Annotated in this window: 21 protein-coding genes, 1 tRNA gene and 1 pseudogene; 5 read left to right on the plus strand and 18 right to left on the minus strand. The window is 63.5% G+C overall.

The window, feature by feature from the left end; translation table 11 throughout:
* Nucleotides 1-24: 24 nt before the first annotated feature.
* Nucleotides 25-561, minus strand: a complete 537-nt coding sequence (locus MFF62_RS18420) for a hypothetical protein (RefSeq protein ID WP_238264566.1) — start codon at nt 559-561, stop codon at nt 25-27.
* A 355-nt stretch (nt 562-916) separates the two neighbouring features.
* Between MFF62_RS18420 and MFF62_RS18425 the strand changes: the two genes are divergently transcribed.
* Nucleotides 917-1,246 (plus strand): DMT family transporter, encoded by a 330-nt coding sequence (locus MFF62_RS18425; RefSeq protein ID WP_238264567.1) that lies wholly within the window; start codon nt 917-919, stop codon nt 1,244-1,246.
* Between the two features lie 38 nt (nt 1,247-1,284).
* Here MFF62_RS18425 and MFF62_RS18430 read toward each other — a convergent pair whose 3' ends face one another.
* The 3 genes from MFF62_RS18430 to MFF62_RS18440 all read right to left on the minus strand — a co-directional run bounded on the left by MFF62_RS18430 (nt 1,285) and on the right by MFF62_RS18440 (nt 4,192).
* Nucleotides 1,285-1,566 (minus strand): hypothetical protein, encoded by a 282-nt coding sequence (locus MFF62_RS18430; RefSeq protein ID WP_238264568.1) that lies wholly within the window; start codon nt 1,564-1,566, stop codon nt 1,285-1,287.
* A 370-nt stretch (nt 1,567-1,936) separates the two neighbouring features.
* Nucleotides 1,937-2,320, minus strand: coding sequence for a hypothetical protein (locus MFF62_RS18435; protein WP_238264569.1), 384 nt, complete (start codon nt 2,318-2,320; stop codon nt 1,937-1,939).
* 852 nt (nt 2,321-3,172) lie between these two features.
* Entirely contained in the window at nt 3,173-4,192 is a 1,020-nt protein-coding gene (locus MFF62_RS18440) for an IS30 family transposase (protein WP_238264570.1), read from the minus strand.
* A gap of 244 nt (nt 4,193-4,436) precedes the next feature.
* Between MFF62_RS18440 and MFF62_RS18445 the strand changes: the two genes are divergently transcribed.
* Nucleotides 4,437-4,856, plus strand: coding sequence for a hypothetical protein (locus tag MFF62_RS18445; protein ID WP_238264571.1), 420 nt, complete (start codon nt 4,437-4,439; stop codon nt 4,854-4,856).
* Between the two features lie 149 nt (nt 4,857-5,005).
* Here MFF62_RS18445 and MFF62_RS18450 read toward each other — a convergent pair whose 3' ends face one another.
* Genes MFF62_RS18450 through MFF62_RS18460 form a run of 3 tightly spaced genes read right to left on the minus strand, consistent with a single transcriptional unit; the run spans nt 5,006 to nt 5,805 of the window.
* Complete coding sequence (locus tag MFF62_RS18450) at nt 5,006-5,404, minus strand: hypothetical protein (protein ID WP_238264572.1); 399 nt, start codon at nt 5,402-5,404, stop codon at nt 5,006-5,008.
* Nucleotides 5,391-5,654, minus strand: coding sequence for a hypothetical protein (locus tag MFF62_RS18455; protein WP_238264573.1), 264 nt, complete (start codon nt 5,652-5,654; stop codon nt 5,391-5,393). Before MFF62_RS18455 ends, MFF62_RS18450 begins: the two co-directional genes overlap by 14 nt.
* 1 nt (nt 5,655) lies before the next feature.
* Nucleotides 5,656-5,805: a hypothetical protein gene (locus MFF62_RS18460; protein ID WP_238264764.1), complete on the minus strand. Its 150-nt coding sequence runs from the start codon at nt 5,803-5,805 to the stop codon at nt 5,656-5,658.
* Nucleotides 5,806-5,964: 159 nt separating this feature from the next.
* On the opposite strand from MFF62_RS18460, the gene MFF62_RS18470 reads away from it, so the two are divergent.
* Complete coding sequence (locus MFF62_RS18470) at nt 5,965-7,149, plus strand: acyltransferase family protein (protein WP_238264574.1); 1,185 nt, start codon at nt 5,965-5,967, stop codon at nt 7,147-7,149.
* Nucleotides 7,150-7,293: 144 nt separating this feature from the next.
* Here MFF62_RS18470 and MFF62_RS18475 read toward each other — a convergent pair whose 3' ends face one another.
* The 4 genes and pseudogenes from MFF62_RS18475 to MFF62_RS18485 all read right to left on the minus strand — a co-directional run bounded on the left by MFF62_RS18475 (nt 7,294) and on the right by MFF62_RS18485 (nt 9,517).
* Nucleotides 7,294-8,352: an acyltransferase family protein gene (locus MFF62_RS18475; protein WP_238264575.1), complete on the minus strand. Its 1,059-nt coding sequence runs from the start codon at nt 8,350-8,352 to the stop codon at nt 7,294-7,296.
* 57 nt (nt 8,353-8,409) lie between these two features.
* Nucleotides 8,410-8,550 (minus strand): annotated as a pseudogene (locus MFF62_RS30795) (integrase); the annotation flags it as partial.
* Between the two features lie 168 nt (nt 8,551-8,718).
* Nucleotides 8,719-8,793, minus strand: a tRNA-Arg gene (locus MFF62_RS18480).
* Nucleotides 8,794-9,049: 256 nt separating this feature from the next.
* On the minus strand, nt 9,050-9,517 hold the full coding sequence (locus tag MFF62_RS18485; RefSeq protein ID WP_238264576.1) for a lecithin retinol acyltransferase family protein: 468 nt from the start codon (nt 9,515-9,517) through the stop codon (nt 9,050-9,052).
* A 428-nt stretch (nt 9,518-9,945) separates the two neighbouring features.
* Here MFF62_RS18485 and MFF62_RS18490 point away from each other — a divergent pair, with 428 nt between their 5' ends.
* Complete coding sequence (locus MFF62_RS18490) at nt 9,946-10,236, plus strand: hypothetical protein (RefSeq protein WP_238264577.1); 291 nt, start codon at nt 9,946-9,948, stop codon at nt 10,234-10,236.
* 105 nt (nt 10,237-10,341) lie between these two features.
* Nucleotides 10,342-11,121, plus strand: a complete 780-nt coding sequence (locus tag MFF62_RS18495; protein ID WP_238264578.1) for a PP2C family protein-serine/threonine phosphatase — start codon at nt 10,342-10,344, stop codon at nt 11,119-11,121.
* A gap of 28 nt (nt 11,122-11,149) precedes the next feature.
* Here MFF62_RS18495 and MFF62_RS18500 read toward each other — a convergent pair whose 3' ends face one another.
* The 7 genes from MFF62_RS18500 to MFF62_RS18530 form a co-directional block, all read right to left on the minus strand.
* Nucleotides 11,150-12,466, minus strand: a complete 1,317-nt coding sequence (locus MFF62_RS18500) for a sigma-54 interaction domain-containing protein (protein ID WP_238264579.1) — start codon at nt 12,464-12,466, stop codon at nt 11,150-11,152.
* Nucleotides 12,463-15,561: a peptidase domain-containing ABC transporter gene (locus tag MFF62_RS18505; RefSeq protein WP_238264580.1), complete on the minus strand. Its 3,099-nt coding sequence runs from the start codon at nt 15,559-15,561 to the stop codon at nt 12,463-12,465. The genes MFF62_RS18500 and MFF62_RS18505 overlap by 4 nt, the downstream gene beginning before the upstream one ends.
* Nucleotides 15,542-16,294: a peptidylprolyl isomerase gene (locus tag MFF62_RS18510; protein WP_238264581.1), complete on the minus strand. Its 753-nt coding sequence runs from the start codon at nt 16,292-16,294 to the stop codon at nt 15,542-15,544. The genes MFF62_RS18505 and MFF62_RS18510 overlap by 20 nt, the downstream gene beginning before the upstream one ends.
* Nucleotides 16,295-16,311: 17 nt before the next feature.
* Entirely contained in the window at nt 16,312-17,694 is a 1,383-nt protein-coding gene (locus MFF62_RS18515; RefSeq protein ID WP_238264582.1) for an HlyD family secretion protein, read from the minus strand.
* A complete protein-coding gene (locus tag MFF62_RS18520; RefSeq protein ID WP_238264583.1) occupies nt 17,691-20,318 on the minus strand; it encodes an FHA domain-containing protein in 2,628 nt (875 codons plus the stop codon). The genes MFF62_RS18515 and MFF62_RS18520 overlap by 4 nt, the downstream gene beginning before the upstream one ends.
* 210 nt (nt 20,319-20,528) lie before the next feature.
* Nucleotides 20,529-22,001 (minus strand): efflux transporter outer membrane subunit, encoded by a 1,473-nt coding sequence (locus MFF62_RS18525; protein WP_238264755.1) that lies wholly within the window; start codon nt 21,999-22,001, stop codon nt 20,529-20,531.
* 252 nt (nt 22,002-22,253) lie between these two features.
* Nucleotides 22,254-22,520: a hypothetical protein gene (locus MFF62_RS18530; protein ID WP_238264584.1), complete on the minus strand. Its 267-nt coding sequence runs from the start codon at nt 22,518-22,520 to the stop codon at nt 22,254-22,256.
* Nucleotides 22,521-22,603 lie beyond the last annotated feature (83 nt).

Raw genomic sequence — 22,603 nt, forward strand, 5'->3', positions numbered from 1 at the left:
CGGCGCCGGGCCGCCCGTGCTGGTTCAAAGCAGCAGAAAAGCCAGTTCGGCGGCCGTGATTTCCGTCACCGGCACGCCCTTGCGGCGCTGGAACAGCACGTGTTCCAGCACCCTGTCACGATGCTCGGCAAATACGGCCGGCTCGAAACGCAGCGCCGCCGTGCCGTAATGCTCCGCCAGCAGCTTGTAGACGCGATGCCGCACCAGCAGCATCTCGTTATCGGCGTGCAGGCGCGTCGTTTCGGCAGCGTGATCCTCCTCGAGCTGGCGCATGCCGACCACCACCCGCCCATGCATGCCGCGATAGCGATCGACCTCGGTATGGGCGCGGCGCAGTTCCTCGCGCAAAGCCCGCACTTCCTGCATCAGCTTGAGATTTTGCTGGACACCCCGCTGGATGCGGGATGCTTCCTCCAGCGCATGATCGGCGGCGGCAATGGTGTTCTGCCAGACGCCCTCCACGGCTTCGCCATGGCCGGTGCGGTCGGCGGACGTTCCCTCGACGTCGGCCGGCCGCCGGATGGCAGGCCACGCAGTGGCCGCACCCAGTTCGTTCTTCATACAGCTCCCCTTGATCCCGTCTACCGAGACCCGCCGCCGGCGCATTTTTTTGATGCCGGCATGGTCAGGCCACTGGTGCTTGTGTCGCCGCGACTTTATTCTGGCCGCCTCGTTTCAAACGCCGGGCAGCTTTAGCTTATGACTGCATTCAAGACCTGTATCGCCTAATGCACAACCACCGTGTGGGAGGGTAATCCAAACCGCCCGAAACCCGCATGGCGTCTGGATCTTCGGCATTTCTGGCATTGTTTTGCAGACTCTGACAGGTTGCGTCCCGCATAACGGCCTTGTCGAGCGCCTTAAGCATCGCTTTTGGGCCGTTTTCTTCCGATTTTCAGCCTTTTCTCGCCCCGCCATGAACGGATACCTGCTCCTCGCCCTGGCCATCGTCGCCGAAGTCATCGCCACCAGCAGCCTCAAGGCCGCCGAGAATTTCACGCGCCTCTGGCCCAGCGTACTGGTCGTAGTCGGCTACGTGGCCGCCTTCTGGCTGTTGATGCAGGTGATGAAAACCGTGCCGGTGGGGGTGGCCTACGCCATCTGGTCGGGCGCCGGCATCGTGCTGGTAACGATGATCGCGGTGGTGCTGTACCGGCAGGTGCCTGATCTGGCCGCCGTCGTCGGCATCGCCCTGATCATCGCCGGCGTGGCCGTGATCCAGCTTTTCTCGAAGATGAGCCACTGACCCGGCCAGCGTCCTAGCCCGCGCGCCGGCCCGCCGCCTCAGCTCTTGGGCGGCAACGCGCGCAGCAGCCGGTTGACCTGCGCCAGCGTCTCGCACTCGTCATCCTTGCGCTTGCGCCGTTCCTCGATGATCTCCAGCAACGCCCGCACCTGCCCATTCTTGACCTCGCAAGCGTCCTTGCCCTCCTTGGGACACACCACGTCGATCTCCCCCCGCAGGCTCTCCTGAACGATATCGATCAGCGCCGTACACCCCGACGTGTCGTTCAACGCGGGATCGGACGCCGGCTGCACAGCCAGCACAGAGGCGGCGGCAAACATGGCTAGCGCTGGAAGCCAACGCAAGGGCGTCCGGAAAAGGGGCATGGTTTGGCAGTGAAAGGCAGGACACGCACGCCGCGGCTGCGGCGTGCGGGCTACATGATAGCGGTTTGTTGAGGTTTGCCGATGGAAGGGGGGCTCGGACGGCGATTCGCGCGCTGGTGGCGCGATGCCTTCAATCGTGATACCCCGCGCCGAGATGGGCAGCGAGCAAGAATTGGGGAGAACGACCGCGGATATTTGATGGTCCCGCCGACAGGAACCCTAAAGTCGGCTACAGCCCTTTATCTTGAGGGCAGACTGGATTGTGAATAGTTTCGATGCCCCTTCCCGTGCCCCTAAATGGAAACTCTGGCCATAGGTGCGGCGTCTACTTCTTGCGGTTCCCGTAGCGAGCGAGATACTCCGGTGCGAACTGTGCTCCCCATCCGGTGTGTAAGCGTGCGATGGCTTCGAACTGGCAAACCCCTGTACTGACAAGCCGACGCACTTCGGCATCGACACGTTCCTCAGTGAAAATGCGGGTTTTCACTTGATCATCAGCATCCTGGCAACGTGGCGATACACGGAGGGCCATCAACGCACCCGGCATGACATCGCAGAACCACGTACGATCCCCGCATGTGCGCCCGTCGTTGTTCGTGAGGAACACAACGATGCCCAACACCATGATGCCCGCGACAACTAATGCGGCGCGCCTAGCGCCCGTAAACCAAAACCACGCAAACGCGCCGAACATTGCGATTCCGCCCATGAATCAGTCCACCCTTTGGAGCGTGCGTGTTGCGATAGCGCCCATGGTAAGTGCCCCCTTTCCGGCTAGGCTCTGCTAAGAGGCGGCCATTGTACCGTGAGCCGGGCAACTCCCCCGTCCTAGCGCGGCCACGCCTCCACCGTCTTCCGATGCTTCGATTCGCACGCGCCTAGCGCTTTCAGCACGTCCCTCATCCCCCATTCCTGCCACGCATCACATCATAGTCGGCCGTAGCGGTCGCGTCCGGCAGGTCGCCACACCCCTCTTGGCGGCGATGGATCGACTACACGCGGGCACCGAATCGAAGGGGTTTCACGGATGGGAGAACGGGCTGGGCGAGCACGCCAAGGCAAACAAGCCTGATCACAGGCGCCGACTTCGATCCTGAGGCGTTCAAGCGCATCTGGAAGTTGGAAGCCATCCAGCGGGCTGCTAGCAGCTACGGTTGGCGCGGGCTTGCCGAAACAGTCTGGGCGGCAGCATTTGCCGAGGCTCGGGGTACCATTGTCCATTCCACATCGGAGGCAGACCAATGTTCGTGAGTTCCGCACCCGTTCAGCGCTCGGCGCTCCGAAACTTGTTCGGCGTCGAGCCGCCGGCCAGCGAGTGGAAGGCACAAGACCTGACGACCAGTCTCAGACGCTTAGATCAACCATGAACAATCGCATTACATATTTCGGGAACCATACCGCATCGAGATTTGTCGCGTTTGGAGACGAATGTAGATACGGAGAAATTCTAATATACGCAGTAGTTTACGTTGCTAGAACCAGGGCGAAATTTATTGAACGAAAACTTATCAACTTAAAGAAAAAATTTCAGCTCCCCATACATAAACGGCGGTCTCAAGAGTCAAGTGCAACGTTTAGCTAGTTTTTCGGCTTCCAGTTCCTTGGCCACTGCCTCTTCAGGCGTATCCCAGCCGAGTGTTTGACGTGGCCGTCCGTTGAGCAATTTGGCAATAGCGTTGAGCTGGGTCTGTGTGACCTGCGAAAGATCTGTGCCCTTAGGCAAAAACTGACGCAACAGGCCATTGGTGTTCTCATTGCTGCCACGTTGCCAAGGGGCATGCGGATCGGCAAACCAGATATCGAGATTCAGGCTCTTCGCAAGTTCGACATGGCAAGTCATTTCCGTTCCGCGGTCGTACGTCAGGCTTTCTCTGAGGAACACCGGCAGCCTTTTCATCTGCCGCGTGAAGCCCTCGAGCGCGTCCTGGGCCGTACAGCCGTCCATGCGACACAACACGACAAAGCGCGTCTTGCGCTCGACCAGCGTGCCGACGCAAGAACGATTAAATGCCCCTTTGATGAGATCGCCCTCCCAGTGGCCGGGCCATTGCCTCAGCGCAATCTCCTCGGGGCGATGGACGATACGCAGCGCTTGCGGGACGAAACTCCCGCCCGCAAGGCTCGTTCGCCTGCGCCCGCGAGCCGGTTTCTCCTGGCGCAAGGCGTCAATCATCGCCTGCTTGAGTCCACCGCGCGGGTGCGCGTAAATTGCCGCGTAAATCGTTTCGTGGCTGATGTGCTGATCGGGGGCATCTGGGTACATACGCCGAAGTCTCGCAGCAATCTGCTGCGGGGACCAGCGCCAGTAGATTAATTGGTCATGCACACGCTGGTACAAAGCACTCCCGGCAACGAGCTTGCGCCGACGCACACAACGCCGCCGACGGGCCTGATAAGTCAACGCAGCCTGTGTCGCGTTGTACCGCGTCGACCCGACTTCGAGGTTGCGCGCCAACTCGCGCGACACCGTCGAGCCACTTCGTCCCAGCACACGCGCTATCGCCCTGATGCTGCTACCTTTGCCGCGTTCGATCATGATGAGCGCTCGTTCTTCCGCACTCAAATGGCTGTAATTCTTCATTCCAACACCCTACCTCATCACGGGTGTTGCACTTGATACTAGAGACTAAGAACCCATCCATTGCAGAGTACTACTTAGCCCTGATCAACGCCAGAAGCACAATATCTCACACCTCAACACGAATGACGCCCGCAGCGTTATCGCCCACGCCATTGGAATTATGGCGGAGAGCCGCGCTTTCATTCGGTACGCCTACACTACAATTCCCAACGCAAGATCCGCACTTGGAGAATTCCTCACAGTAATGGATGCGCAGGGAGAATGGCACGACAATCCAGTTGGTGATGACCATAAGAGTTTTTTTTCAATTCTTATGACAGCGGCAACTGGGACCGAATATCCCGGGGCACCATCGGCGCGAGAAACCGAATTTTTTATATCAGAAGAGAAATCAAAGATTGATTATTTTGGCGCGAATCGGCGTGCCGATGGAACATTGAGCTATACCCTTAGCGATGAACCAGAGGGTACGCTGAAACTTAATCCAAGAATTATTAAGGCTGATGAGCATCCACTATTGGAGCTATCTGACATAGTGGCTTATGTCTGCGCGCATGCACATGAGGTATCGCCAAAGTACCCGTTCTTTAAAGAACAGTGTATGAGGCTCGCTCACAAAATGGTTTCCGTTGAGATGTTCCGCGATGGGCGTAAGACGGCTTAAATCACCGAGGCCACACCTCCACCGTCTTCCGGTGCTTGGCCGCACACTCCCCTAGCGCCTTCAGCACGTCCCCCATCACCCATTCCTGCCAAGCGTCATAGTCAGCGGCTGCCGGCGCGTCGGGGATTCGACACGGAGCGGCCAGCGCGCTATCGAGCGGAGGCGGCTTGCTTGGCCGCGTCGACTGCGTCGGACAGCTTGCGCACCCGGAAATCGTCAGGGCGGCAATCCACAGGCAGAGGCTTCTTCGCATTTCGGAATTCCATCACGGCTTGGTCGACCTTGGCGGTCAGCGCGGCCTGGCTGGCGTTGAACTCATTGGCCTTTGTCTGGATGGTCGCGCTGGCTTTGCCGAGATCGTCGAGCGCCTTGTTGGCGCCGGCCAGATCAGCCTGAGCGCTGGCCGTCTTCATCCGGTCGATCTCGGCATCCTTGCGCCAGCCGTTGGCTACCCAGCCGGCGGCGAAGATGGCCAGGGCCAGCAGCGCGGCGCCGAGCGCGCGCCAGGGAATCGCGGCCAGCGCAGCGCGCGGATCAAGAATGCTCATGGGGCCTCCAGTGGTGCCGCAGCTCCAACCGCCAGACGCCCCACAGCACGCCCAGCGCGACGGCCGCGTTGAGTGCCACCTCCGGGTCGCTGTGGCAGGCCCAGGGGGACACCATGTTGCCGAGCGCGGCGAAGTTAACCAGCAACAAGACCAGCGCACCGCCCGTGCGATTTGGTACCTTGTGCGTGAGCACGGCCCAGATCGAGCCGGCGAAGATAATGGCGTTCGCTACCAGGTTGATGCTCTGCATCTCAGCTCCCCGTGAGACGGCGCCGGATGGCGTTCATCCACTCGGGAATCCGCTGCATCCCGTTGTTGACGATCGCCAGGCCGAACACCGCGGAAGCGGCAACCGCAAGCATGTGGGTATAGCTGCCCGGCACCAGGCCGAACCGCTCCACCGCCGCGCTGCCACCAGTTCCCCGGAATGAACTTCACTGCGATGGCCGATCCCAACGCTGCCGCGCCGCCCGACCACCACGTCATAGCCGTGATTGGCTGTCCGCTGCACGCCGTTGTCTGTACCCTCGCTGAACGCCAGCATGTCGAGGAACGCGGCCATGTTCTGCCCGCCCGGAAGCTGGTCTGCTCTGGTAAATGGCATACGTCCTCCAGAAATGAAAAAAGCCCGCTCAAGGGCAGGCATGACCGGATTGCTATACTGCCGCGCTCTGTATCAGAAACGAAACATCGCGGCTACAAAACAAAAAATGCAAAGAACGGACTGGATCGACCGCGCAAAAGGTATCGGCATCCTCCTCGTCGTGATCGGTCACTCTACGCAGTACCTCTACACGGACAAAGCGGCGCTGGCCCTTACCGGCCTTATCTACAGCTTCCACATGCCGTTGTTCTTCATGCTGTCAGGCATATTTGCAGAGCACAGCCTGACGAAACGAGGAACGTCCGAGTTTGTCATCGACAAGGTACGGACGATTGTCTACCCGTACGTAATCTGGTCCATATTTGAGGGCGCCTACCGCTACGCGCTAGGCAAAACCACGGGGTTTACTGACGTCCAAGGCGTTCGCCAGATTTCGGCCATCTACTACAAGCCGATCTATCACTATTGGTTTCTGTATGCGCTCGCGGTCTGCTTCTTTCTTTTCGCAGCCATCTACCGACTGCCGAAAGCGATGAAGCCACTCGCTGTTCTTTCGGCTATTGCGGCAGCGACATTCATGTTGTCTGGCCTACTGCCTCACACCATCGTCAGGCAGATCGCTGAGTCTCTTATTTACTTCGTTGCCGGCATTCACTTGTCGCGTGCGATGGGCGTCGCGGGCTCGGATGGCCCCTCCCCGTCTGGTATCGCCGCCGGCCTTGGCGCACTCTTTCTCTTCGGCAGCGTGCTGAACTTTGTCGGGTTGGCTCCTGATGCCCCGCGTACCGTTCAAGTACTAGGATTCGCCGCGATAGGGATCGCCTTCACGTCTGTCGTATCAGCACTGATTCCCAGCGAGTCGCCTGTCGGTCGAGTCCTTACATACCTTGGCCGCATCAGCATGGCCATCTACATCTTCCACATCCCCCCGATGGCATTGGCAAAATTCTTCATGGACAGCCAAGGCATCACCGGACTACTGCCACACGTCTTAGTGGAATGCACACTCGGACTCGTGGTTCCAATACTGATTCATAGATTCGTGGAACCAAAAATCCCACGCCTCTACCAGTGGCGTCAGCAAGCGCCGCGCGTGAACGCTGAACTGACTCGCTCGCTTCCATCGTCCTTGCGGCCTTGACCAATAGCCCCTTTAGGGCTATTGCAGGTCTCATAGGGTAGCGCCTTCCGCGCAGCCCGCCACCCGCAAGGCGATCAACTAGGCTTTATGTCTCCTCCCAACTGGGCTACGGAGGGGATGGACAGAGCGACAGCGGACGGCCGGCTATCTCATAGGGGACGCAGCGCGCCTCGGCGGCCGCCACAAATTAAGAAGCAACGTCGTCCAACGATGGATCGGCCTCTCCACAACGTAGTGGGTAGCCAAGCCGCACGCGACTGCGGAACATCCGATCATGACTATCGCCAGCGTCCCATTACCCGTGAGTCCATAGGCGACCAGCGTCGCCGGAATGCTAGCTAGCGGCAGCTCGTGGCTGAGATAGATCGAGTAAGAGGCGTCGCCAAGGCGGGTGAGCCAACGCCCAGCCTGAAAGCCCTCAACCTCTAGCCAGAGTGCGACAAGCACAACGCATGCAGCGGGAATGCCGAACAATACAAACCGGAACGACTCAAACTGCATGGGCGTCAGCTTCGGCCCCAGCGAAATGGCCAGCACCAAAAGAACCCCGGTGAGTGCGGCCCCCACAGCGATGCGCTTGCTCAGTCTGCCGGCCAAGAAAAGCTCAGCGGACGCGATTCCGAAGAGGAACTCAAAGTAAATGGGGTTGGAGAAGAACACCTTAAGGGCTGACTTTTCGGGTAGTACTGAACCCACCACGAGCGCGCACAGGAACACCGCCAAGATCTTCAGAGACACAAAGCGCCGTGGCGTAAGCATCGTCGCGGCAAACACAAAGTAGAAAAACACCTCATAGATGAGCGTCCACCCGGGGACCAGCGGTGGATACAACTCGAAGCTCGGGCTCAATGCAGGAAAAAGAAAAAACGATTTAGCCGCATAGGCGAAATACTCATCCGTCTTTCCTGACAGGTAGCCTAACATCCATGGCGCCTCCAATAGCAAGCAGACCCACCATAGAGGGTATATTCGCGCCGCACGTGACAGCATGAACCGAGCTCCTTGTCCCCACGTGCTTCGCGTAACGTAGAACATGATGAACCCGCTGATCACAAAGAAGACGTCCACCCCGAATACACCCCACCCGGCAGGAAACTTAGGGAGAAATGGATAGAGGCCGCCCAGCCCTCCAACGTGGGCTAGCAGAACGATCAGCGCCGCGATACCACGCAGCGCCTGGATGTTACAAAGTTTGTGATTCATTGACTCGCTGCGGGCACATTGCGGCGGTATTTGACCGTGAACGAGCCAAGAACGTCAAGCTGGAGCCGGCTTCGAAGGGTCCCATTGCGCCTGGATCATCTCCGTGGTGCGCACGAACGTCAGCGCCATGAACTGCAGCGCCAGGCGCGTCACCCTGTCACCCTCGTAGCCATCGATGTCGCGCATGAGAGGCTCTACCGTACGGGGCATCGCGTAGGGGCACCGATAATCCGGGCATAAGAGAATGCCCCAAAAAGTGACGGATTGCCAACGGTTCACCGCGAACTCTGGTGAACGTCGAAAGACCAGATGGCCTTGATTTATGGCTGGGGAGAGAACTTCGGAGAGCCGCTAAAGACTTGTTTATGGTCCCGCCGACAGGAATCGAACCTGTATCTAGCGCTTAGGAGGCGCTCGTTCTATCCATTGAACTACGGCGAGCGGACCGTCTGCAGGGGGTTCGCGCCGCGCTACGGCGGGCGAGTCGCAAGACGGGGCGCAGTATAGCAAACTCGGTGGCGGCGGGGACATCGCGGCGGGCAGGTTGGCCGGCGCGGTGGTGGTGCGTATGGGTGCTGGCGCTGCCCGGTCCGCACCGGCGGTGGCAGGCGCGGCCGGTGCGGGTGTCGCAGCTTTCCCAGTCGATCAGTCCGGACATGGCAGGCTCCCTCAGTGAAAGTTGGAAGGTGGCGGGGGTTCAGGCGGTATGCAGGCCGACGAGGTGGACGCTCGACAGCACGGCCAGGGCCATATGGAGCACCGTGACCATCGCGGTGCCGGGGTTGCGCAGGCAGGTTTCCACTTGTTCGCTGCGGGCCTGGCCCAGCAGGCACCACGTGCAGAAGTGCTCGCAGTTGTTGGTCAGCAGGTGGTAGCGGTCTTCGCCCAGGCGGCTGCGGGCGCGGATCACGGCTTCGGTGCCGAGGTAGCGTGCGCAGGGTTCGGACTTGACTGCCACCGTGTGGCCGTCGGCGAACTGTTCCAGCGAGGTTTCTTCCACCGGGCCGGCGTGCAGCGCGTGGCAGAAGCCGGTGTAGTGGATCACGCGGCCGCGGCCGGTGTAGATGCCATGGTGGGCGTAGCCATTGCGTTCCGTCACGAGATGGGAGCCGGGCAGGTAGGTATCGTCCAGGCGGCTGATTTCTTGTTGGTCTTGGGCGTTCATGGCGGGTCTCGATTCGGTGTCGGTGGCTGGCAGTCAGGACTGCGTTGGTGCCTACCCAACCGCATCAAGCGTGCCAGTGGACCCGAACCACGGTGAAACATGGGCTGGCGGGATATGGGGCGTTTCCGGCAACGCCAGTTCGTCGGCCGCATGCCAACAGAATCTTGCGCATTGTGTTGGTCGATGGCCGTCAGCGGCATGGTTCACGTTGGGCGGGTTCGGGCGGTTCCGCCAGCCAGCCCGACTGATGGTCGCCAACCACCAGCCCCGCCGCGAGTGTTGGTCGGCTACCAACCGCCCCAGCGCCTGAAAAGCCCGATGCGGCACTTCCAGCGATTGGGAAGTCGCGGACATCACATCTATCGCGTGGCACACCGCTTGCTCCATACAAGCACCCACTTTCCGATGCCCGCCCAAGGAGACCCATCATGGCGACCGTCACCATCCGCGATCTGAATGCCCACCGTGAGCTGGATTTCCGCGCCATGTCGTCCGTGCGGGGCGGCGGCGCACCCTGGGTTTTCGGCTGGATCCAGCCTTATGTGCAGTCGCGCCCCAGCGCGTTGCCCGTCGTGAACTTTTACGAGATCAACTACAGCTTCTATGCTGATCAGATGAACAATCAGTTCCAGAACGTGAACGTCCAGAACACGGCGCCGAATTCGACGATTACGGTCGACGCCGCCATGGACGCCCGCAACAAGGGACGACTGGTCTGAGTCCTGCAGCGCCGTTCGGCAGGACTTTCGCGGTGACTTCCAGATACCCGGCGCCCCGGGGGCGCCTTATGCGCGGAACGAAATCGGTCCGCGCAGGAGCATGCCGTGACCTGCGTATCGCAATTCCGCTGGACCTCGGCCGCGTGCACAGACGTCGGCCGGGTGCGTGAGCGCAACGAGGACGCTTGCCTGGCCATCCCCGAACAGGGCATCTGGGTGGTGGCCGACGGCATGGGCGGCCATGCGGTGGGCGATTTCGCCAGTCGCGCGGTGGTCCAGGCGTTGTCGGCGCTGCCCGCGCCTGCGAGCCTGGAGGGCGCTGCCGAGAACGCACGCATTGCGATACAGACCGTCAACCAGTTACTGATCGACGAAGCGCTGAAGCTGAAGGTGCGCGTGATCGGCAGCACCGTGGTCGTGCTGCTGGCCTGCGAGCGCCGCTGCAGTTGCCTGTGGGCCGGCGACAGCCGGCTCTACCTGTTCCGCGACGGCCACCTGAAGCAGCTATCGCGCGACCACAGCCAGGTGGAACGCCTCAAGGCGCGCGGACTGATCACGGCCGAGGAAGCCCGCCACCACCCCGCCCACAACACCATCACGCGCGCCGTGGGCGCGGCCGCCACGCTCGACCTCGAACGCCTGACGCTGGAAATCGGCGATGGCGACGTGTTCCTGCTGTGCAGCGACGGCCTGAGCAACGAAGTCGAGGACGACCAGATCGGCGCCATCCTGGCGGCCAACGCCGCCGACCCCACCATGGCGGCCGACGCGCTGCTGCGGCAGGCGCTCGACAACGGCGGGCGCGACAACGTGTCGGTGGTGGTGATCCGCGCCGAGGACATCGGCGGCGGCTCGGACATGACGTTGCTGAATCCGGAGGTTTGAGGGGCCGACTCTGCTTCCTCTACTCCCCCTACTTCCCATCCACCTGCCGGTTGTTCCGGAAATCCTTCGAGTGGATGCCGTGCTTCTTGAGCAGCATCTGGATGTGGGACCGGTTCATGTCGAAGCGGCGCGCCAGTTCGGCCACCGTGCCGCCCACCTCCTGCAGGCCGCGCTCCAGGAACGCGCGCTCGGCTTCGTCGCTGGCGGCGCGTTTGGCTTCGCTGAGCGATGTAGCCGTGCTCAGGTCGGTCACGGTTGGCTTGCCTCCAATGGCGGCCGCCACCGGAGTGCCGGCCGGCTTGGGGCGGATGTCTTGCGGCAGGTGGATGAAATCGGCGGTGTCGCCCGCCAGGCATGACAGCCGGTACATCAGGTTGCGCAGTTCGCGGATGTTGCCCGGGTATTCGTAGTGCAGCAGGAAGTCGCGCAGCCGGGGCGTCAGCTTCACCGGCCGGCGCTTGAGCAGGCCGGCCGCCTCGTCACCGAAGTACGCCACCAGCAGCGGAATCTCGTCGCGCCGTTCGCGCAGCGCGGGCAACGTCACGTGGATCACGCTGAGCCGGTAGAACAGGTCCTCACGGAACGTGCCGTCCTGGCTCATCCTGCGCAGGTCCTTGTTGGTGGCCGCCACGATGCGGGTATCCACGGCGATCACCTCGTCTGAGCCCACGCGCTGGATCTCGTGTGCCTCCAGCACGCGCAGCAGCTTGACCTGCCCGGTCAGCGGCAGCTCGCCGATTTCGTCGAGAAAGATCGTGCCGGTATGCGCGCTCTCGAACTTGCCGCGCCGGTCGTTGGCCGCGCCGGTGAAGGCGCCCTTCTTGTGTCCGAACAGTTCGGACTCCAGCAGGCTGTCGGGAATCGCGCCGCAGTTCACCGAGATGAACGGCTTCTCGTTGCGCACGCCGTTGGCGTGGATCACCTTGGCCATCAGCTCCTTGCCCGTGCCGCTCTCGCCGTCGATCAGCACGGGCAGATCGGTAGGCGCCGCCTTCTCGGCGATTTCCAGTGATTCCAGCAGCTTCGGATTGTCGCCAAACGTGCCCTCGAAGATAAAGCTGCGCTCCATCAGCGCCTGGCGCCGCTCGCGGGCGGACATCTCCACCGGCTCCACCACTTCTTCCTCGGGCTCGCCCGTGGCCGACGCGGCGGCGACAAAGCGCTCCTTGTGCGACAGGCCCATCACCTCGTCACGCAGCGTAGTGGCCTGCTTGAGCAGCTTCTCGATGTCGGGGCGTTCCAGCCGCGAAGACCAGCGCAGCGTGGAGCGCAGGATCTCGATCCGTTCGATCAGGCCCGCGAACGACACCGCGGACGTGGCAGGGGTGGGGTTGTATAGCTTCATGCCGCGCTCAACTGCTTCTGGACCAACTGGTAGTACATGCCGCGGCGCTCCAGCAATTCCTCATGCCGCCCCTGCTCCACGATGCCGCCTTCGTACAGCACCAGGATCTTGTCCGCCTGCATGATCGTGCTGAGCCGGTGCGCAATGATCACGGCCGTGCGGCCACGCAGGATTTCCTGCATGTTCGCCAGGATGTTGCTTTCCGACTGCGTGTCCAGCGCCGACGTGGCCTCGTCGAACACCAGCAGGCGCGGATCGTGATACAGCGCGCGGGCAATGCACAGCCGCTGGATCTGCCCGCCCGACAACCCGATGCCGCGCTCCCCCACCACCTGCTCGTAGCCGAGCGGCAGCTTGGAGATGAACGCGTGGGCGTCGGCCATCTTGGCCACCTCCTCGATGCGGCGCCGGTCGGGGCTGTCCTCGCCGCAGGCGATGTTCTCGGCCACGGTGCCCGAGAACAGCAGGTTGGTCTGCATCACATAGCCCACCTGCGCGCGGAAGAACTCGGTGTCGATCACGTTCATGTCGTAGCCGTCCACCTTCATCGACCCGTCCGACGGCTTGTAGAAGCCCACCAGTAGCTTGGCCAGCGTGGTCTTGCCCGACCCGCTGCGTCCGACGATGGCCACCATCTCGCCGGGCCGCATATGGAAGCTGATGTTCTCCAGCACGTAGGGCGTGTCCTCGCCGCCGTAGCGGAAGTACACGCCATCGAACTGGATCTCGCCCTGCAGGTCTGGCAGCGACACGCGCGACATCACGTCCGTCGCGCTCTGCTCGGGCTCCAGGTCCAGCACGTCGCCCAGCCGCTCCATGGCCACGCCCGCGTCATTCAGTTGCCCCCACAACGCCACCAGCCCCATCAGCGGGGCCAGCACGCTGCCCATGAACGCGTTGAACGCAATGAGCTGGCCAATTGTCAGTTCGCGCTCCAGCACCAGCGTGGCGCCCACCCACAGGATGGTGATCGTGGTGGCCGCGTTCAGCACCTGGCTGACCAGCCCCACGAGGATGTGGAACGACTGCGCCTGGTACTGCTTGTCCAGCGCCTTGGCGTACTTGCGTTCCCAGCGCAGCCGCACGGGCCGCTCGATGCCCATGCCCTTGACGGTCTCCGCGCCGCCGAGCGTTTCCATCAGATACGCCTTGGCATCGGTCGAGGCCGCGAACACCTCGCGTGCGTAGGTCTTGACCTTGGGCGTCACCACCACCGTCAGCGCCGCGATCGGTATCACGAACGCAATCAGCAGCAGCGTCAGCTTCACGTTGTAGAGGAACATGATGCTGAAGTAGATGAACACCATCAGCAGGTTCAGGGCCGTGGTCACCGTGGACTCGGTCAGGAACGCGCGGATGGTCTGGTTTTCCTGGAAGCGCGCGAAGATGTCGCCGGTCTTGCGCTTGGCGAAGAACCCCAGCGGCAGTGACAGCGTGTGCTTGAAGAAGTGCGACATCATCGCGAAGTCCATATTGCGGACCATGAAGTTCGCCAGATACGCACGTATGGTGACCATGAGCTGTGTGAAGACATTGGAGATCACCAGCCCCAGTATCAGCAGGTGCAGCAGCCCGATGTTCTGGTGCACCACCACGCCATCGAGGATGTTCTGGATGATCAGCGGCGGCACCACGCCCAGCACCTGGATCACGAACGTAGCCAGGAACAGATGCCCGAGGATGCGCTTGTACGGTGACAGGTAACTGATGAACCGCAGCCACGGCGACCGCGACACCGCCAGCTCGTTCATCTGGGCACCGGGCGAGAACAGCAGGCAGGTGCCGCTCCAGCCGCGCTCGAATTCCTCGGTGCTCATCTTGCGGAAGCCGATGGCCGGGTCCGCTATCCACACATAGCGCGACGACACGCCGTAGACCACCACGTAGTGATAGCCCTCCCAGTGGATGATGAACGGCAGCTCGAATCCCATCAGCGCATCGCGCGTGCACTGCACGCCGCGCGCCGTGAAGCCCAGCGATTCGCCCGCACGCGCCAGGCTGTCCAGCGTGGCGCCGGCCGTCGTCACATTGGCCAGTTCGCGCAGCTTGCCCAACGTCATCGGAATGCCGTAGTGGCGGCACACCATCGCCAGGCACGCGGCGCCGCAGTCCATCTCCTCGGCCTGCTCCACCAGCGCGAAGCGGCGGATCAACCGTTCGCCCAGTTCGGGCTTGGAATGCAGGTCCAGCAGCACGGGCCGCTTGCGCCGCTCGGCCAGTTTCTTCTGCCGGTGCAGTTCGCGATCCACGGTGCGGATGCGTTCCTCCAGCACCTCGCGCAGGCGCGCATTGCGCTCCAGGATCAACTGGACGGTCTTCTCCGGAATTACCAGCAGCCGCGTGTCGGTCTCGGCGACGACCGATGCCACCTGCTCCTGCCGCATCACGCAGGCCCGCTCGCCAAAGATCTCGCCCTGCCCCAGCGTGGCCAGCGCAAACATATCGCCGTCTTCCTCACGCTCCACGCGCACCGTGCCCTGGCGCACCACGTAGAGACGGCGGTCCTCGCGGCCGTCCTGCTGCAGGATGGTCTTGCCCGCCGCCACGCGCTTCACGCCCACGCTGCGCACCGCGTCTTCCAGTTCCGTCTTGTCCAGCTTGCCGCGCAGATCGAACAGCCGCGCCACGAAGCCGCCCGCTGAACTGATGGCCACGTAGCTCGTGATAAACGCCAGCGCAGCCGGATTACCACCCACCGCCGGCTCCGACACGCTGCGCGGAATCACGATCAGCTCGGTCTTGCCCGACGCCCGCACCGACGACTCATGCCGATACTCGCGCAGCAGCGCGATATCGGCGAACACCTCGCCGGTCTTGCGCACGCCCATGCTGATTTCCTTGCCGTGTTCCTCGTTGAACACGCGCACGGACCCTGCACGCACGATAAAGATGCCGTCGGCGGGCTCGCCCGCATTGCACACCGTGTCGCCAAAGCCGAAATGCAGCGTTTGCGCACTGGCGGCCAGCCGCTCGATCTCGTCGCGCGTCAGCGGCGACAGGATCTCCACGGTCGCCAGGAAGTCGGCCAGCGACTGCCCGACGGGCGACTGCGGGGCCGGCGCGGCGGCCGCTTCGCTAGCGGGCTTCGATGACATGTTCCTGCGCCCTCGCCATCAGCCATTCCTCGCGCAACAGCCGCCGGATCTCCACCACCACGTCGGGGTCCAGCCGCGCGGGATGCTTGGCGCGCACCAGGAACACCTCGAAGAATGATTTGTCCGGCGCCGGAAACGGCCCCAGCAGGTCGCCAGCCTCGGCATTGAACACGCGGGCCTCGATATCGCCCTTGAGCGAGCCGCGCAGCACCTTGCCGATATCGCCGCCCTGCTCGCGCGTATCGGCAATCGAGTGCTCGCGGGCCATCTCGGCAAAGCTGTCGGGGTCGTCCTGCAGATACGACACCAGTTCCTTGGCCTTGCCTTCGGTATCCACCACGATATGGCTGACCTCGATACTGTCGAACTTCGGCGAGTTGAGCTGGAAGTACGTCTCCACGGCCTGTTCCGTGCCCACCTGCTCCATCATCTTTTCCTGGTACAGGCTGTCGGTGATGAAGTTCTCGAACTCGTCCAGCGTGATGTTCAGCGCGTCCAGGTAGTGGTTCATGTCCGACGCGCGGTGCAGGCCGTGCACGCGCCGGAACTGATCCGCGCGCTCCTGCACCTCTTCCGGCGAAAGCTTCACGCCGTGCCGGCGCGCCGCGTGCGCGGTCAGCTTGTCTCGCACCAACTGCTCCACCAGCCCCTCGAACTGGCCGGTCAGCTTCAGCACCCTCACGAATTCGTCGACGCCGATCACTTCGTCGTCGATGCGTACGATGGCTGTCATCGCCCTCTCCTCACGGTTCAACCTGCGACCTGCCTGAACGGATCGAGCCCCAGGTCGATCAGGCGCCTCTCCCGTACCACGATCTCGGCCGTGGCGGTCATGCCGTAGCGCAGCGGATACTTGCTGGCGGCCACGCTGTAGTAGTCCTGTGCCAGCCGCACGCGCCCCTCGTACACCGGCTGCTTGTCCGGCCCCGATGGCTTGGTGGCCGGCGAGATGTATTCGAGCGTGCCCGCGATCAGCCCGTAACGCTGGTACGGAAACGCGCTGAACTTGAGCTTGACAGGCAGCCCTTCGCGCAGGAACGCGCGGTCGCGCTCGGCAATCTCGATGCGCAGCATGGGCCGCGCGTCCTTGGGCGCGATGCCGCCCAGCGGCGTATTGGCCTGCACCTTGTCGCCGCGCTGCGTCGACGTGACATCGGTGATCACGCCCGACACCGGTGCCAGGATCAGCAGGAAGTTGTCCTTGTCGATGTTCTCGAACTTGATGCGTGCCGCTGCATCGGCCACAAGCCGGGCCGTCTGCACCTGCAGGCGCAGCTTGTCCTCGGTGCCCGTGATCTCGCGCACGGCGGCGTCGTACTGCACGCGCAGGCTGGCCAGCTCCTGGCCGCTGCCTTCCAGTTGCGCGCTGGCCTGCGTCAATTGCTGCGCCAGCCGTGCATCCAGTTCGGCCAGCCGCGACTGCGCCACGCGCAGGTTGTTCTCGGCTTCCTGCGTGGTGGCGCGCTTGGCCTCGACCTGCGACTGCGACACCCCGCCGCCTGCCGGCAACGCAAACAGCCGTGCATAACGGTCCTGCTCCTGGCGCGCGAACTCGCGGGCGCGGCGCGCGTTCTCCAGGTTGCTGCGCGCCTCGGTCAGTTGCGCGCGCTGCTGCTCGGCCAGCCGCGTGGTGCCTTCGGCCAGCCGGTTCTCGTGCTGGCGCGTATTGAGTTCGATCTGCTGCTTCAGCGCCAACGCCCGGCGTTCCAGCAGCGCCTTGCGCTCCGGAAACTGCTTCCACTCGCGTTCGGCATCCTCCAGCTTGAGCTGTGCCTGCAGCGCGTTGGCCGCAGCCTCGATCGCGCCACGCGCGTTGAGCCGCGCCACCACGTCGTCCTTCGATACGGGCTGGCCCTCGGCCACGTAGAGGTCCACCAGCTCGCCATCCACCGGCGCGTAGAACCGCCGCACCTCGGACTCCGGCGCCAGCGTGCCCTGCGCGGTGACGATGACATCCGCGTGCCCGAAGAACGACCAGAGCACCGAGCAAAGCACCAGCACGGCCGTGGTCACCACCGTCAGCAGCGTCAGCCTGCGCGGCTCGGCACTGAGCAGCGCGATGCCTTCAGCGCTGTGGTCGTCCAGGGCCTCTGTCAGCGGCCGCAGCTTGTGGTCGCGGTTCTCGTCCTTCATGGCGTGGCTCCGGCTTCGGGTTTCGCGGCAGTCGTGGCGCCGTCCTTGGCACTGTCTTTGGCGGCATCCTTGGTGCTGTCTTTGGCACCCTCCGGGCTGCCCTCGCCGACCAGCGCCAGCTTGGCCTTGAGCACCGCCGGGTCCAGCACCATGCGCAAGTCGGTCAGCGAGCGGCGCTGGGCGTCGATCTCGGCCTGGATGTCGTCGCGGATCTTGCTCCACTGCGCCGTGTCATCAATCTTCAACTGTGCATAGATGCGCAAGCCCTGCCGCGCGTCTTCCTGCGCATCGGCCAGCAGCTTGGCCTGGCTGCGGAACTTGGCCGAGATGCCTGCTTCGAGCCGTTGCTCGCCGGCGATCAGGCCGTTGTTGCGATACTGGCGCCACGACGTTGCTGCGCGGTTCAGCAGCATGTTGGCGCGGCGCAATGCCGCGTCGCGGATCGTGTTGACGTCGGCGTCCACGACCTTGGCGAAGAACGCGTCGGCCTCGGGGTCGAGCGAGGCATAGAACCCCAGCAACTGGTCTTCGTAGCCCGGCGTGCCGCGTGCGGCCTTGACCGCCGCGTATTGCGACAGCACCTGCTCCTTGTGCGCGACGTCGCGTGCCACATCCGCCGCCCACGGCCCTGCCGTCACGGCCTTCAGCGCGGTAATGGCCGCCACCCCGTCGCCCTGCTCCCATGCCTTGCTCGCAGCCACGTATTGCTTCTGCACGTCTTCGCCGGGCAGGCGCGCGGCCTTGAGCTTCTGGTAGGCGGTCTGGAATGGCGGCGTCGCGAACTTCGCCTTGAGCATCTGCGCCACCAACGGCCCCGGGGCCCGGTCGCGCAGCGAGCGGATCATGGCCGTGTACTGGCGCAGGTCGCTTTCCACCGCATCGAGCCCCGACAGCCGCGCGTACTTGTCCTTGTACTCCACCAGCATCGATTGCAGCGCCTCGGGCTGGTCACGGCCCAGTTCCGTCGCGATGGCCGCGTCGAGCCGGTCGACGGCGGCAAGCAGCACCGATTCGTCGTTCTGCAGGCGACGCAGATCGCTCAGCGCCCGCGCGTAGGTATCGCGAAATGGCGGCACATCGTTGGCAATGCGCCCCAGCAGCCGCTGGTGCGACGCGGTGTCGTCCTCCCAGCGCTGCAGCAGGTCGCGAATCCGCGCTTCATCTGCATACATGCGGATCGGGCCTTCAATACCGCCGCGCTGCGCCACATATTGTTCGAGGTCGCCCACCCAGGCCAGTTGAGTGATCAGCGCCTGGCCATCGGGATTGTGCTGGCTGCGCGCGCGCATCTCGTCGAGCACGGCACCGGCGCCGGTGAAGTCGCCGGCCTGCAGCCGGGTGGCCCACTGCGGCACGTAGCCACGCATCAACGCCTCGGCACCCAGCGTCTTGTAGTGGGTCTCGTCGGGCCGGCGCGACAGCACCTTGTCCGCCACCTCGGCGGCCCGCGCGTACTTGCCTTCGTCGACCAGCGCCTGCAGCGACCGGTCCGGCGCGCCGCGCCACCAGATATAGCCGCCGCCGATCACCAGCACGGCAATCACCAGGATTGCCACGCGGGCGGCCCGTTCCACCTGGTGGCGGTCGCGGATGCCGAAGTTGCGCAGCGCCTCCACCACCATCATCGTCACGCGGCCGCGCGGTGCCGGTGCATGCGCGGCATCGGCCGCGTCGGGCATGGCCTCGGGGTTGACTTCATCCTCCTGCGCGGCGGGGTAATCCATGCAGAAGATGTCGAGGAAGGAATCTGCTGCGCCCACGAACGTGGTCTTGTCGGGGTCGACATCGACCGGCATGGCGGCGCCCGCGCCGTTGAGCGGCGGCTGCGCGGCGGATGCTTCGAGTGATGCCGGCGGCGCCATGCCGGCCAGCGATGTCCTAGTGGCCGTGGCATCGGCGTCAGCCTCGTGCTCGATGCCCACGCGGTAGACGAAGTGGCTGCCGCCAAACGCCACCACGTCGTCGGGTTCCAGCCGCACCGACTGGTCGCGCAGCCGCACGCCATTGACGAACGTGCCGTTGGTGCTGCCCAGGTCCTCGATCCATGGCACGCCTTGTTTCAGATACACATGGGCGTGCCGGCGCGACAGGTAGTTCACCTGGTGCGGATAGTTGTCGCGATAGCGGGCAAACGTGTCGTCGGCCTTGCTGACCATGAACGGAAAGCCGCCGATGATCACGGGCTGCAGGCCCAGGTCCTCGCGCATCGGCACCAGCGTGACGGCCACACGGGGCGGCTCGGCTTCCGGCGGGCGCGCGTAGAGCCTGACGCGATACGCGAGATCGGCGCCGAAACTGACTTCGTCGCCATCGCGCAGCCGGGCCGGCTGCTGCGCAACGGTGTCGCCGTTCACGCGTGTGCCGTTCTTGCTGCCCAGGTCGGCCACATAGACCGCGCCGTCCTCGGAAAAGATACGCGCGTGGCGCCGCGACAGCACCGAGATGGCTTCGGTTGGATACGCGGCGAATGGCGCCTCGCCGCGCCCGATCGCGAACAGGTCTTCGTCGATGCGGATTTCGCCTAGCTCGGGGCGCGACACCGGCATCAGCAGGACATCGAACGCCTGGCCCGGCCGGGGAGCCATGACCGGCACATCCATGAAAGGAGCTTCGTCGCGCGTCATGTTTCAACTGAGCCAACAGTGCGGCCCGTGGCGCGCGACCGCGAGGCAACGCTGCACGCGGGGCGGCAGGCGTCGGCAAGGGGGCGGCAGGTCACGGGTAAGAACATAGTAGGCCACGCTCAGGGGGAGTCAATGCGCTGCGGCGCAGCGTTGCGCAAACGCATGCGCGGTGCGGGTTTCAGGGTTGCAACGCTTTGTGCGCCGCTGCGACTAACGCGCCGCCTTGGGCACCGGCGCGCCGGGGGCCGGTGCGGCATCGGCGGTGGTGTCCGTGCGTCCATTGCGCACGTTCACATCGGGCCAGCCGCCGCCCAGTGCCTTGTACAGCGTGACGGTATCGGCCAGGATTTGTTGGTGCACGGCCAACAACGATTGCTCGGCGGACAGCAGCGAACGTTCCGACTCGAACACGTCGAGCTGCGATGCGATGCCTTCGCGCGCCTGGGCCTCGATCTGCGCGCCCACCACGCGTAGCTGGCTCACCTGCTGCTGCAGTTCGATGCGCTGCTTCTTGTGGGCGTCGACGTTGACGAGTGCGCTTTCCACCTCCTCGAACGCGGTCATCACGGTGCGGCCGTATTCGTTCTCGACCACGCCGACATTGGCCTCGGTGGTCTTCACCCGGGCACGCACGTTCGGGTCGAGCATCGGCAGGTTGATGCTGGGCATGAAGCCGAACGTGAACGACTTCATCAGGTCGGACAGCGCAAAGCTGGCCGTGCCGCCACGCGCGGTCAGGCTGATGCTGGGCAGTTGCGCCAGCCGGGCCTGGCCCACCAGGTTGTAGGCCGCCAGCACGCGATACTCGGCGGCGACGATGTCGGGCCGCCGGGCCAGCAGTTGCGACGGCAGCCCGGCCGGCACCACGGGCAGCTTCACACGGTCCTGCAGCTTGCCCGGCGGCACCTTGAGCTCGCCGGCAGGCACGCCCACCAGCGTGGCCAGCGCGTTCTCGGCCACATTGCGCGAGCGCTGAAATTCGAGCAGGTCCTTGGTCAGCCGGTTGATTTCGGCCTGCTGCTGCATCACCCGGATCTGCGGCAGCAGCCCGTTGGCCAGCATGGCCTTGTACGTGCCCAGAATGTCGTTGTTACGGCCCACCGTGCGGCGCTGCTGCGCAATCTGTTCGTCGAGCAGCAGGATGGTGAAGTACGTGATCGATACATCGGACGCCAGCGCCAGGTATCCGGCACGCCAGTCGGCCTCGGTGGCGCGAAACTCGGCGGTTTGCGCCTGGACGCCCTTCTCGACCTTGCCCCAGACGTCGATGTCCCAGTTCACCGTGCCGCCCAGGTTGTAGGTGCGCGATACCGGCTGGCCGGTGGTCTTGCTCACGTCCAGCCCGGCGCCGATGTCAAACACGGGCAGCGCGCCAGCGCGTGCCTCGGAAATCTGGGCATTGGCCACGCGGATGCGTGCCGCCAGCACCTTGATGTCGTAGTTGCCGGACAGCGCCTTGGCCACGAGCTGGTCCAGGAACGGATCGCCAAAGCCTTGCCACCAGTTCGGCAGGATCGTCTCGGTGGGCGAAACGCTGACCGATTCGTTGCCGCTCCACGCCGCCTTGGCCGGCGTTTCGGGCCGGTTGTATTCGGGCGGGCGGAAATCGGCACAGCCGGCCAGCAGCACCACGGACAAGGCGAGGCCCGACAACAGGCACTTGCGATGCGGAGCGAAGGCGATTGCGTTCACGATGGCTTCCTGCTTGAAGCGCCAGCGGACCGTGGCAGAGCGTCCTGGCGTTCGTTCTGTATTGTGGGTCGGCGTCCGGCGTACGCCAACCTCGGTGTGCGTGTCCGCGAGAAGCGGACGAAAAAAAGGGCAAAAAAAGCGCCGGGGCGGAGGTGTCCCCGGCGCAAGCTCCCCGTGCGGCTGGTACGTCGATGGCCTATTGGCTGGCCTGCGACGCCGGTGCCGCCTGAACCGTACGGATCATCAAGCGTTGTTCTGGGCGTACTGGTTCGTCGTCACGTTGTTGTGCATATGGTCCTGGAAGGCCGAGCCGTTACCGAAGTAGTTGGCCACCGACTGCATCTGCTGGTTCGATTGCGTGATCGTCTTGTGCGAGTCGAACGACAGGCTCACCGGCGTGTAGATCGAGGTGTACGGGGCAAACAGTGCGATACCGCCGCGTACTGCCTGCAGCTTCTTGGCGTCGAGGGTTTTGGTCGAGGACAGGTCTTTGATGGTCAGCGTGGTCATGATGGTCTCCTAGAGAAGGAAGGTGCTGCTTTGGGTCAGGTTTGTCGAGCATCGGGTTGGTGTCGCGCTCGGACCAGATATCG

The organism is Cupriavidus pauculus, assembly GCF_022179805.1.
In the GTDB taxonomy this organism is placed as follows: domain Bacteria; phylum Pseudomonadota; class Gammaproteobacteria; order Burkholderiales; family Burkholderiaceae; genus Cupriavidus; species Cupriavidus pauculus_E.